General features: G+C 35.4%; 11 protein-coding genes and 1 other RNA gene. 2 read left to right on the top strand and 10 right to left on the bottom strand.

Going from position 1 to position 12898, the window contains the following annotated elements:
- The first annotated feature begins 28 nt into the window (after positions 1-28).
- Positions 29-1819 carry a chloride channel protein gene (locus ACFOWA_RS05850; RefSeq protein ID WP_378982722.1) on the top strand — a complete coding sequence of 597 codons (1791 nt, stop codon included), beginning with the start codon at positions 29-31 and terminating at the stop codon, positions 1817-1819.
- Positions 1820-1989: 170 nt separating this feature from the next.
- Here the strand turns inward: ACFOWA_RS05850 and ACFOWA_RS05845 are convergent, their stop codons facing one another.
- The 10 genes from ACFOWA_RS05845 to ACFOWA_RS05800 form a co-directional block, all read right to left on the bottom strand.
- Entirely contained in the window at positions 1990-3393 is a 1404-nt protein-coding gene (locus ACFOWA_RS05845; RefSeq protein WP_378982719.1) for a sigma-54-dependent transcriptional regulator, read from the bottom strand.
- Positions 3394-3617: 224 nt separating this feature from the next.
- An RNA gene (gene rnpB / locus ACFOWA_RS05840) (RNase P RNA component class A) lies at positions 3618-4000 on the bottom strand.
- Positions 4001-4047: 47 nt separating this feature from the next.
- Positions 4048-4470, bottom strand: a complete 423-nt coding sequence (locus tag ACFOWA_RS05835) for a c-type cytochrome (RefSeq protein WP_378982716.1) — start codon at positions 4468-4470, stop codon at positions 4048-4050.
- 73 nt (positions 4471-4543) lie between these two features.
- The gene (locus tag ACFOWA_RS05830) at positions 4544-5194 is read right to left on the bottom strand and encodes an SCO family protein (RefSeq protein WP_378982714.1); all 651 of its coding nucleotides are present in this window, start codon (positions 5192-5194) and stop codon (positions 4544-4546) included.
- A gap of 229 nt (positions 5195-5423) precedes the next feature.
- Entirely contained in the window at positions 5424-5873 is a 450-nt protein-coding gene (locus ACFOWA_RS05825) for a hypothetical protein (RefSeq protein ID WP_378982711.1), read from the bottom strand.
- Between the two features lie 2 nt (positions 5874-5875).
- Complete coding sequence (locus ACFOWA_RS05820) at positions 5876-6826, bottom strand: hypothetical protein (RefSeq protein WP_378982709.1); 951 nt, start codon at positions 6824-6826, stop codon at positions 5876-5878.
- Positions 6816-7853, bottom strand: coding sequence for a cytochrome-c peroxidase (locus ACFOWA_RS05815; RefSeq protein WP_378982706.1), 1038 nt, complete (start codon positions 7851-7853; stop codon positions 6816-6818). The genes ACFOWA_RS05820 and ACFOWA_RS05815 overlap by 11 nt, the downstream gene beginning before the upstream one ends.
- Positions 7854-8624: an MbnP family protein gene (locus ACFOWA_RS05810; RefSeq protein WP_378982703.1), complete on the bottom strand. Its 771-nt coding sequence runs from the start codon at positions 8622-8624 to the stop codon at positions 7854-7856.
- Positions 8625-8764: 140 nt separating this feature from the next.
- Entirely contained in the window at positions 8765-9079 is a 315-nt protein-coding gene (locus ACFOWA_RS05805; RefSeq protein WP_378982700.1) for a hypothetical protein, read from the bottom strand.
- Positions 9080-9364: 285 nt separating this feature from the next.
- The gene (locus ACFOWA_RS05800) at positions 9365-11101 is read right to left on the bottom strand and encodes a phospho-sugar mutase (RefSeq protein WP_378982698.1); all 1737 of its coding nucleotides are present in this window, start codon (positions 11099-11101) and stop codon (positions 9365-9367) included.
- Positions 11102-11411: 310 nt separating this feature from the next.
- Here ACFOWA_RS05800 and ACFOWA_RS05795 point away from each other — a divergent pair, with 310 nt between their 5' ends.
- Positions 11412-12725: an aspartate kinase gene (locus tag ACFOWA_RS05795; RefSeq protein WP_378982695.1), complete on the top strand. Its 1314-nt coding sequence runs from the start codon at positions 11412-11414 to the stop codon at positions 12723-12725.
- Positions 12726-12898 lie beyond the last annotated feature (173 nt).

Genomic DNA, 12898 nt, shown 5'->3' with positions numbered 1-12898 from the left:
CATTCGCTCTCAATTAAAACCCGATAGCATGTATCTCCGCTTTGTAAATTACCTTGATAAGATTAACCAATATAGAAAATCAAAAATATCAAATCGTAATTTCTTAGTTATATTGGCAATTATTGTAGGTATTTTAGCTGGATTGGCAGCTGCTGCGTTAAAAAGTTTAACTCACCACATAGAAGAGTTTCTTCAATCAGACTGGCATTGGAAATATAAATACTACCTGTATTTTATTTTTCCGATGATTGGTATTTTCCTTACAGTTTTATACATTAAGTATTTCATCAGGAAAAGTAAATTCGAAACAGGCTTAACGCCGTTGTTGTATGCTATTTCTAAAAACTCAAGTAAGGTTGAGGCACACAATATTTATTCACAAATAATTACTGCTGCCGTTACAGTTGGTTTTGGGGGGTCTACGGGTTTGGAGGCGCCTATCGTTACAAGTGGTTCAGCAATTGGTTCAAATCTCGGTCGTTTTTTAGGTTTATCCTATCGAGAAATTACAATGCTTGTTGCTTGTGGAGCCGCTGCAGGTATAGCGGGAGCATTCAATAGTCCGGTTGCCGGTATTGTTTTCGCTATCGAAATCTTGCTGCCAGAGTTTACCATTCCGGCCTTTATTCCCCTATTATTATCTGCGGCAACTGCCGCTGTAGTTGCAAGACTGTTTTATACACAGCAATTATTCTTTTTAGTAACAGAAGGTTGGCAGGTAAATGCATTATTTTACTATGTGCTTTTGGCAGGCTTAATCGGTTTGTTTTCTATCTATTTTACCAAAGCTAACTATGCAGTTAAAGGTTTATTTTATAAAATAAAACATCCATACACTAAAGTTATTGTTGGCGGTTTAATGCTTGGTTTATTGGTTTTTTTGTTCCCAACACTTTATGGAGAGGGTTACATCACCATGAAAAACTTATTGAGAGGCGATTATCTAGCTGTAATCAACAATAGTATTTTCGAAGATTACAACACCATTCCAGCCCTGGTTATTTTGTTTACGGTGGTTACTATTTTTATGAAATCGCTGGCTACCTTAATTACTTTAGGTGCCGGTGGTAATGGCGGTACATTTGCACCAAGCTTAATTATGGGTGGATTGATTGGTTTCATTTTCGCTTACACTTTGAATACTTTAGGTATTGCGCATTTGAACGTTTCTAATTTCATTGTTGCAGGTATGGCTGCTGCATTAGGTTCGATAATGCATGCCCCGCTTACGGGTATCTTTTTAATTGCCGAAATTACCGGTGGCTACATCTTAATGGTTCCCTTGATGATTACAACGGCAATATCTTATGCGATTAATCGTAGCGCTCAAAAACATTCTATTTACACTAAGGTTTTGGCTGATAAAGGCGAATTATTATCTCACGAGGATAAGGATACAACGGTTTTAAATCAAATGAAATTAAAATATTTGATAGAAAAAACTTATCCTCAGCTACTTATGGATGATTTAATTTCTGTAAAAATGAATGAAATTGTTCAATCTCACAAAAATATTTGTGCGGTTACTGATGACCTAGATGATTTTAAAGGCATCATTTATATAGAAGATATTTTTAGTGAGATGGTTAATAATCCTGATAAGGAAAACCTGACGGCTACAAATTTAGTTCAGTCTGCACCAAACACAATATTAGAATACGATGATTTAAAAGTGGTTTTACAAAAAATGGAGCAGGATAATGTATGGCTTTTACCTGTTGTTGATGAGTCCAATAGATATAAAGGTTTCGTTTCTAAAACTGCAATTTTTAATAAATATAGAGCCTTGCTTATGAGGCAAAATGATTATATGGGATAAACATTTCATATTCCCCAAAAAAAAACGCTAACCTTTAACCGGCCTTTCGGCTCAAGCGAATATTTCAATAGTTCTTAGTTATATAGATTATCACCAAAAAAAAGTTGAGGAGATTTTAATATCCTCAACTCTTTTTCGAGAATTGACTCTTCAACTTGCTGGTAGGAAGGCTAAACGGCGTCCCTCTTCAATCCAAACTTCTCAATTTTACTGTATAAGTGACTTCTCTGGATGTCAATTTCATCAGCTGTTTTAGAAACATTCCAGTTGTTTTTCTCTAGCTTAAACTTAATAAATTCCTTTTCAGCATGGTCTTTATAATCCTGAAAATTATTAAAACTATCAAAGGATGAAGATAAAGCCGAGCTAGCGCTAGCTATCTGAGCACTAGTTGCTGCGCCAATATTTGTACCGCCACCTGGGTTAGCGAAAGCCCGTACATCGTTTTCAGTAATAACTTTATCGCTTAAAATAATTAAACGCTCAATCATATTATGCAACTCACGTACGTTTCCGGTCCATGGGAGTGCTTGTAGCGCAGCCATTCCGCCTTCATTAATTCGCTTAACTGGCATTCCGTAATCATCGCAAATACGCTCTAAAAAGTTTTGTGCAATAACAGGAATATCATCAGTACGCTCTGTTAAATGCGGAACGTGAATGTTAATAACGTTTAATCGGTGGTACAAATCCATACGGAAATTACCATCTTCAATTTCTTTTAATAAATCTTTATTGGTTGCTGCTAAAACGCGAACATTAACTTCAATTTCTTTTTCGCCACCAACGCGAGAAATTTTATGCTCTTGCAAAGCACGTAAAACCTTTGCTTGTGCCGAAAGGCTCATATCTCCAATCTCATCCAAAAATAAAGTACCTCCGTTTGCCAATTCGAACTTACCAATACGTTGTTTAACCGCGGAAGTAAATGAGCCTTTCTCGTGCCCAAACAATTCACTTTCAATTAATTCTGATGGAATTGCTGCACAGTTTACTTCAATAAGCGGACTATCAGCTCGATTAGATTTTTCGTGTAACCAACGTGCAACTAACTCTTTACCACTACCATTTGCACCAGTTATTAATACACGTGCTTCAGTAGGAGCAACCCGCTCAATAGTTTCTTTTATTTTTGAAATGCTTTCTGATTCGCCTAAAATTTCGCGGGTTTTACTAACCTTACGTTTTAAAACTTTGGTTTCTGTAACTAAATTTCCACGGTCTAAACCATTACGAACGGTAATTAATAAACGGTTTAAATCTGGTGGTTTAGAAATAAAATCAAAAGCCCCTTTTTTACTGGCCTCAATTGCGGTTTCAACCGTGCCATGGCCCGAAATCATGATGAAAGGTAAATCTGGTTTGATAAGTTGTGCCTGTTCAAGCACTTCCATACCATCCATTTTATTCATCTTAATATCGCAAAGTACAAGGTCGAAATTGGTTTTCTTAATCATTTCGAGTCCGTCGATACCGTTATCGATATCTTCAACGTCGTAATTTTCGTATTCTAAGATTTCGCGTAAAGTACTTCTTATCGCCCGCTCATCATCAATAATTAATAATTTGGCCATTTGTGACTGGTTTTATTTATTTGAATTGCGAATATATTATTTTTAAATTAATGTATAGTTTTTTATACAATACTTTTTAGAGGGAAGTATGAAAAATTATTTCTTTTGGAAAACAATACAAAGTTTTTCATCGGATAATTCAGTCTTGCTTTTTATTGTAGCCCTATAGTAAAACCAGGGCTGTCATTCCCATCAGGTTTATATATAAAGAATGTTTTAGATGTAAAAAATGCAGGTCTGTAAGCCGGGTTCTGTTTTCTGATTGCTCAAAATTTCTATCATTAATCCACTATAAACGTTACCGTTTATCTCTAACGACCTACCCACTAACATCGGACGGGCAGCCCTACATGCGTTAGCCTATTTGGTCTTTCAACTCTCGGGGTTTACAAACCACTGCAGTCGCCTGCAATGCTCGGGCGCTCTTACCGCACGTTTTCACCCTTTCCCAACATAAATGTTTGGGTGGTATATTTTCTGTTGCACTAATCCGTAATTCAGGTTTTCATTCCTAAATCCCTTTCCGTTAGAAAGCGAGATGCCCTATGTTGCCCGGACTTTCCTCTCTTTCGATTTTATTCGAAACAGCGATAGAACAACCTGCATTTTGCGCAAAGATGAATTATTTTAGCCAAACTACCACAAGAAATTTAATTATTTACAATTTTGTAATTGCTTAGAAACCTGTTTGTAATCGATAAAACCTTGTTTATTCCCAAAAGAGTTGGTTACATAAACCATGACTTGTGCTACATCGATATCAGCCAATTCGGGGAATGCGGGCATTTTCTCTTTATATTCTTTGCCATTAATTACAAATGTCTCATTTGCACCATTTTTAATAATACAAGCCAATTTATTTTTATTGGTTTTTAAAAATAGAGTGTCGGTTAAAGGTGGCGCTAGCTGGCCCAAGCCTTCGCCATTTTCGCCATGACAATTTTGGCATTTTGCTACATAAACACTTTTGCCATTCGACATATAATTTTGTAAATCAATTGTTTGCTGGTTTTGGCAAGAAAAAATTACAGCAATAATTGAAAACAGGAAAATAGAATTGATGAAGTATTTGCGCATGTGTTTTGTTAAATTAAGTCGTTATTTCGAGCGGAATAAAACTTCGGTCGAAATGACGACAAAAATTATAATTCTATTTTTTATATTCCGCTAACAAAACCGGAATATCTTTTTTTAATTGCTCTACCTGGTCAGTTTTTGTTCCATCATAAGCACCACGGATTCTTCGGTCTTTATCTATTAAAACCAAATATCCTTGGTGAATGTAGCCATCTTTAGCGGTACTATCTTCGCCTACGGCAACTAAATAGTTTTTCTCTGCTAAGGTGTAAACACTGTCTTTACTTCCATAAAGGAATTGCCATTTAGCACCATCAACACCTAATTTCTGGGCATATTTTTTCAAAACCGATGGTTTATCATATTTAAAATCAATAGTATGTGAAACAAACATCACATCAGGATTGGTTTTAAAATCGTTATAAACTGTCATTAAATTACGGTGCATAGTAGGGCAGATGGTTGTACAAGAAGTGAAGAAAAAATCAGCTACATAAACTTTCCCATCCGTTACTTTATTAGTTGTTATAACACTATCCTGATTTAAAAAAGACCAACTCGGAATGGTTTGATAAACAGTATCAACCTTTTCTACACCATCAGCATCTGTGCTAGTTTCTGCATGTCGCTCGCCATAAAAGGGAAGTTTTTTATCTTGTTTGCAAGAAGATAATATGCTTATTGTGAGCATAAAAGCTGCTATCGAAAAAATTATTTTATTCATGGTATTTTATTAAAATGTAAATATACAACCTCTGTTTGGGAGGAGGGAATTAATTGTTGTTTTATTACACTGCTAATTAGTGTTTAACTTTAAAATCAGCGGCTGAAAAATCTCACCATATCAGCCGCATCTTTTTATTATAATAAATGCAATCCCTCTCCTTGAAGAGAAGGACACATTGAGTTGTTCTTTAGTTTATCAATCCACCAGTTTTGATAAATTGAGGTGACTAGTGCTTATTATGTTCCATACTTTTGCCGAATGAAACTTTATAAATTTTCAGAACCGAATCAGATACTTTCGTGACTTTGATATATTCATCTTCTACTGCTCTGATTTTTATCATTTCTGACTTATAATAATCCAACTCTTCTTGCTTGGTTCTGCCTTTAAAATCATCTTTGAAGAAATGCATCCAATCCATCATATTTTCATCTGCCTTGTTTAGTCGCACGATTAAGTCTGCAACTTTCACAGAATCAGACGATGAATGAATTTTATCAGATTTTAGAACCGAATCTAACTTCATTTTATTTTTAATTACTTTTTCGCCATCCATCATCAATTTATCATGTATGTTAAGTACTTCTTTTCTAACCGCTTGTGCATCGGGTTCGGTTTTGCAGGCATTAAATAAACATGTTATTACGCCAATTGCCATTATTATTCTTTGTTTCATATTTAAAAATTATAAGTAATACCAACATAAACTTTACCAGCACTCATTGGGTGGTCAGTCTCGGCTTCCCAAATGTTTTTTTGAATGCCCATATTTAGTGCTACGTTTTTATAAAAAATATCTGCACCAACACCACCCATCAGGTTATTCATAACATGTTCTCCAGTATTTACCCAATTATATTTTTCTCCGCCAGAATATTCATAAAAAAACTGTGCAGATGGCATCACTTGAACATATTTACCAACTAACTGCGTATAAAAAATATTTAAAAAACTGGTTGTGCTGTTGGCAATTCCTTCATCTCGATTATTGGTTCCATTTACTTTGTAAGATGTATTTAAACTTGCACCAAATTTGCCCAATCCAACTAAATAGTTTAGGTAAACAAAGCCATCCGTACTTCCTGTTCCTGCCTGTTGTAAAGATGAATAGCGAATGCCAGCCGTATTTTTGAAATCATTTTTACCTGTTGGAAGTTTAATTCCTGCGCCTGCTATGAGCTGTTGCTTAAAATTATCTTCGAATTTTTGTACCAGATGATAACCTGCGTACAAGTTCACATCACCGATGCCACCAACTGTTGAGGTGTAGCCATTGTAGCGTTCGCTGTTTGAAACATAAGGCAAAATGGCATTAATTTCCAATTTACTATTAATGAAATATTTACCCCTGACTTCTAACGATCGATACAGTTCGTAATCATCAGGATTCCCATTGTGACCGGTTATTGGCGAATCCTGACTTCTGGCTGGAATGAAAAAATTACCTCCGTTTGGAAATAAGGAATGTGATTGGCCATTGTAACCATTAAATGAGCGGTAACGATATAATAAGCTGATGCTGTTACGGTTGTAGTATGGCGTAATCCCCATAAAACAACCGCAAATATCGCAGGCAAAAACATTGCTACTTACTAAAAGCAAGGCTAAAACCAATAATTTACGATTCACTATATAATGTATTTTTGATAAATTCATTGTCTGTTAAAGTTTTTAAAAATGCTTTGATTTGTGATTTTTCTAAGCTGTTTAATTGGATGCCGCTTTTTAATTCAGCATCTAAATTCTCAGCTGCTTTTACGCCAGAATTGTAGTGTTCCAAAACTTCATCTAAACTGTAAAAACGCCCATCATGCATGTATGGACTAGTATATTCAATGTTTCTTAAGCTTGGTACACGAAATTTTCCAAAATCTGTTTGAACGCCTGTGATATGCGAACGTCCTTCATCGGTACTTATCAAATCCAAACCATTACTGCGGTATGAAAAATCGGTAAATAAAGGTTCAGCATGGCAAGAACTGCACTTTTGCTTAAACAGTGTATAGCCAGCTTGTTCATCTGAAGTGAATAAAATCCCATCTTCTTTACGCATTACTTTATCATATTTTGAATTGCCAGAAACCAACACGCCCATAAATTGTGTAATTGATTTTAAAATGAGTTGCGAATTGATTTCTGTAGAGCCAAAAGCTTTTTTAAACATTTCAGGATAAGGTTCAGTATTTTTCAGCGTGGTGATAATGGTTACAATGTCAGTTCCCATTTCGCAAGCATCGGTAATTGCATTAAGTGGCGATGTTTCGATGTTTTTTACACCACCATCCCAAAAGAAAGCCTTTTGCCAAGCCAAATTGAAAAGGGATGGAGCATTTCTCTTTCCCTGGCAATTATTTACACCGTGACTAACCTTATGGTCGAGATTTGCAAAGGCTGCAAACTGCTGATGACAACTGCCGCACGATACACTTTTATCAGCTGATAACCGGGCATCATAAAAAAGCTTTTTGCCCAAGGAAAACCCTGCATTACTAAGTTTATTGTGTTCGAAATTGTAAACCGGAGCAGGGAAGTTTGATGGAACTGAGAAAGTTATTGCTTTTTCTTCTGGTACAATTTCATCTTCATTTTTGCTACAGGCATACATTAACGCAATGCTTATAAAAAGCACTGCGAAAACAGTTAATTTCCTCAACATTTAATTGTGAATATGGTCTAAACGGTATAAACCTTTCGCATAATTATTAGCCACGACTACTGAATTCGCTCCACCCATCGTGAAATTCAATGTTGCAAAACTCACATCTGTTGTACCTGTAAATAACGATGCTGCATTTACAACAAAGTGCATATCCGGTTTAGAATCTATTCTGATTCTCAATGGATTAGCTGCATTAATTTCAGTAGAATAGGTTCTGATGGTGTTATTTGGGTCGACAACGCCACCAATATGGAAAGTTAAAAGATTATTTGCCGCGGGAGATTGTGGGGAAGTTCCTTCTAATTTTACAAAAATATAACCGCTGTTCCAGGTCCAGAACATGCCATTTATTGGGTCTAAAGCCCCTGTTTGTGCACCAGCAAAATTTCGGGCATAATCCACACCAATTGTATATTCAATTTTTGTGTAATCGCCAGTTGGTACATCGTTTACCGTAATTAATTTCGATGCTGATTTTGATTCATCGATTAAAAAGTAGCTTTCCGGCACTAAATAAGTTGTTCCATCAGCTTTGCTGAGCTTAACATTGCTTATGTAATATTTAAACACATTTATTTTAAAATCTTCGCCTCTGGCATTTTTGTAAGTTGTTGTATTTAAAATCAACGGAGTACCGTTTACCTGATGCTCGAATTCTAAAGTGAAACTAGATTTTGTATCTGTTGCGACTTCATCATTACTTTTTTTACATGATGACAAAAGGATAATAGGGCATAGCAATGCCAATAAGTATTGTGATATTTTCATTTCTTGAAAATTGGATAAGTGAAAATTAAAGGAATATGGTCGTCATGCTGAATTTATTTGAGCATGATTGATATGAGCCAAATGGCCATCAAAACCCTAAAAATAAATTCAAGGTGACGAACAATAAGATGGAAATTTACTTAAACCGCTTTCGGTGGATGAAAAATAGAAATCGAAAGGTTTTTAATTGGTTGTTGTAGATAACCACTTTCCGATTTTAAAATAAAGTAAGGGATATTATGATTGATGGCTACAACCTTAAATTCGGGTTCGGCCTCAGTAATTCTCTTTAAATTGTCTTGAGCCCGTTTATTTTTGCCATCTAAATCTTTCAGCTTTTTAGCTAAGAAACATTGTCCATCGCAATGCAATTCCGGGTGTGCCTTGTTAATACAAAAAACAGAGGTAATGTATTCTTTATTCATTTGATAACCCGAAAAAACGATCAATTGCATGTAGCAATTTGATATTGTACAGATTACAAGGAAAAATATAAAGGCTCTTTTTAACATTCTATCTCGCTGCAAATGTACAAACGAAATTGAGGTTGGCAAACAATATGTATAAATATGTTAGCGTTCGATTGAAATAAATGGCAATGGTATTTGTCGAATGGAATTAATATCTGTTATATAAATGCTATCCGTTTATAATTTAATTGCCTTTATTTTTAATTTACTATAAAAAAGCACAGATGAAATTTTTCATCTGTGCTATCAGTAAGTATGCAATTTGAAAACTTAGGCTTGCAAATCGGTCATTACCGCTTTAATTTTATTACCAAGTTCTCCATTAACTTTAGCAAAGTCTGCTCTATCTGCTAATGGAGCATTAACACTGCAATAGAATTTAATTTTTGGCTCTGTACCACTCGGACGGGCAGAAACTATACTTCCATCTTCAGTAATAAATTGCAAAACATCAGATGCCGGATAATCCAATTTAGTTACTTTTCCACTTGCTAAATCAGTTTCCTGGCTCAATTCGTAATCCTTCAGTATCGAAACTTTAGAACCACCTAAAGATACTGGCGGATTGTTTCTAAATTTCTCCATCATGGCTTTAATTTCTTCAGCACCAGATTTACCTTTCTTAGTTAATGAAACTAAATCTTCTTTGTACAAACCGTATTCTACATACATATCTAACATGGCATTGTACAAACTCGCACCTTTATCTTTATAATAAGCCGTCATTTCAGAAATGAAAGCAGCAGAAACCACAGCATCCTTATCGCGAACTAAATCGCCAATTAAGTAACCATAACTCTCTTCACCACCTGCAATAAAAGTTTTCTCGCCTTGTAAATTGGTAATAACTTGTCCAATCCATTTAAAACCCGTTAAAGTGTTAAAATATTCAACATTTTTAGCATCGCAAATTGCTTTAATTAAGCTTGTAGTCACAATCGTAGAAACCACATACTCTTTACCAGTCAGTTTACCTTTTTCTTCCCAAGCCGACACTATATAGTTGATTAATAAACTTCCGGTTTGGTTGCCGTTAAGTAAAACCCACTCGCCATCGTTATCTTTAACTGCAATACCCACGCGGTCTGCATCAGGGTCAGTTGCTAGAACCAAATCCGCATCAATTTCTTTTGCTTTATTCATAGCTAAAGTCAGCGCATCTTTTTCCTCTGGATTAGGGTAAACCACCGTTGGGAAATTTCCGTCGGGTGTGCTTTGTTCTTCAACTAAAGTTACGTTAGTAAAGCCAAATTGCTCAAGCGCTTTTGGCACTAAAGTAATACCAGTTCCGTGGATAGGAGAGAACACAATTTTCAAATCGTGCTGTCTTTTAATGGCATCAGGTGAAATTGAAAGTGCTGTAATTCCATCTAAATACAGTTTATCAACAGCCTCACCAATCAACTCCACATTTTCATCAACTCGGTTAAAATTTACTTCATCAATGCTTTGAATTTTATTCACTTCATCAATCACCAATTTATCATCTGGCGAAGTAAATTGACCGCCATCTGCACCGTATGCCTTGTAACCGTTATATTCTTTCGGATTGTGCGATGCTGTTAACATTACACCACTTTTACAACCGAAGTGACGAACAGCAAATGATAATTCTGGCGTTGGTCTTAACGCCTCGAAGAAATAAACATGTATTCCATTGGCAGAAAAAACATCAGCCGTGATTTTTGCAAAATAATCAGAATTGTTTCTGCTATCATGAGCTATGGCTACGCTGATCTTCTCTCCAGGGTATTTGTTATTTAAGTAATTTGCTAAACCTTGTGTAGCCGTTCCAATAGTGTATTTATTGATGCGGTTTGAACCTGCACCCATAATTCCACGCAAACCGCCGGTTCCAAATTCTAAACTTTTATAAAATGAATCGGTAAGTTCGGTGGTTGCATTTTGGTCGACAAGGGCTTGAATTTCTGCCTTAGTTTTTTCGTCGTAATTGCCGCTTAACCATTGGTTAATGGTAGCTTGTGTTGATTGATCAATTGCTTGCATTGAGCTTTATTTTAATTTAATATCTGGTGTTGAACAAACATTACTAGGTGGAAGTTTGGTTGTAATCAAAATAAATTAACTTTCCCAAATTTTATTTTGTTGAGGGTGTTGCTTTTAAGCTTGTTTTGCTTATTTTCACGCCCCGATACAATAATAAAGAAAATCCGGTATTAAAGATGGTACCAACCTAACTTTTTCACTATCATATATAGTTAATGTAAAGTTGCGGTCGTTTTTAAATTGGGTAGAACAAATTTAGTATGGGATAGCATCATGATTTGTTTAACCATTAAATTTCAATAAACACTAAATGAAAATATTAAAATTTGGGGGTACTTCAGTAGGTAGTCCCGAGCGCATGACGAAGTTGTTGGATATCATTAATCCAAATGAAGAACAGATTGTAGTATTATCAGCCGTTTCTGGTACTACAAATAGTTTGGTAGAAATTTCAAATTATTTTTTAGCTGGCGATAAGAAAAAGGGCAGCGAGTGCGTTGAAAATTTATATCAAAAATATAAGGATTTTGTGATCGAACTTTTACCTGATGCTGATTTTCAGGAGATGGGGAATGAAGTTATTGATTATCATTTTAGTTTTTTAGCAGTTTTAACCAACTATATCTTTACACCTATTGAAGAAAAAGTGGTTTTAGCACAAGGCGAATTATTATCAACTACATTATATCACATTTATTTAAAATCTATCGGGGTTGAATCTGTATTACTACCGGCTTTAGATTTTATGAAAACAGATGAGGATAACGAGCCTGATATTCCATTTACAACCAAACATTTAACACCTCTTTTAGAGGCGAATAAAGGCAATAAATTATTCATTACACAAGGATTTATTTGCAGAAATAGTTTTGGTGAAGTTGATAATTTACGTCGCGGAGGTAGTGATTACACTGCATCTTTATTGGGCGCTGCGATTATGGCTGAAGAAGTTCAAATCTGGACGGACATTGATGGCATGCACAATAACGACCCTCGAATTGTGAAAGGAACGAAACCAATCGCACAATTATCTTTTGATGAGGCTGCAGAATTAGCATATTTCGGTGCAAAAATTTTGCATCCGCAATCGGTTTTTCCGGCACAGAAATATAAAATTCCGGTTCGATTACTAAATACGATGGAGCCGAGCGCTGCCGGAACTTTAATTACACATGATAGCGAAAAAGGTAAAATAAAATCAATTGCTGCGAAAGATGGCATTACGGCTATTCGCATTCAATCGAGCAGAATGTTATTGGCTTATGGTTTTTTACGTCGTGTTTTCGAAGTTTTTGAGCGCTACAAAACGCCTATCGATATGATTACTACTTCGGAAGTTGCTGTTTCTTTAACAATCGATGAAACGGGGAATCTTCCAAAAATTATCGAAGAATTAGAAAATTTTGGGACTGTAGAAGTAGATACCAACCACAGCATTGTTTGCGTAGTTGGCGATTTTGGATCAGAAAAACATGGTTTTGCAAGCCGGGTTTTAGAAGGTTTGAAACACATTCCAATTCGCATGATTTCTTACGGAGGAAGCAACTACAACGTTTCTCTATTGATTTTAAGCGAATACAAAACGGAAGCTTTGAGGAGTTTACACAACAGATTATTCGAATAGAAGATAAAAAGCACCCATAATTACCAGCAAACCAATAAAGAAGTGAAAAGCCAAAAATTTTGATGGTAACAGTTCGCTTTTATATTTTTTGTAGGAATTAAATAAGCCCAAACAAATAATTAGAACGATAAATATGGCTGCAGCAATCTTCATTTTTTGATAAATATAAGGAA

The sequence above is a fragment of the Pedobacter lithocola genome, from assembly GCF_042650845.1.
Classification (GTDB): Bacteria; Bacteroidota; Bacteroidia; order Sphingobacteriales; family Sphingobacteriaceae; genus Pedobacter; species Pedobacter lithocola.
Note: the sequence above shows the minus strand (reverse complement) of the source record. Positions and strands in the feature narration are given on the sequence as shown.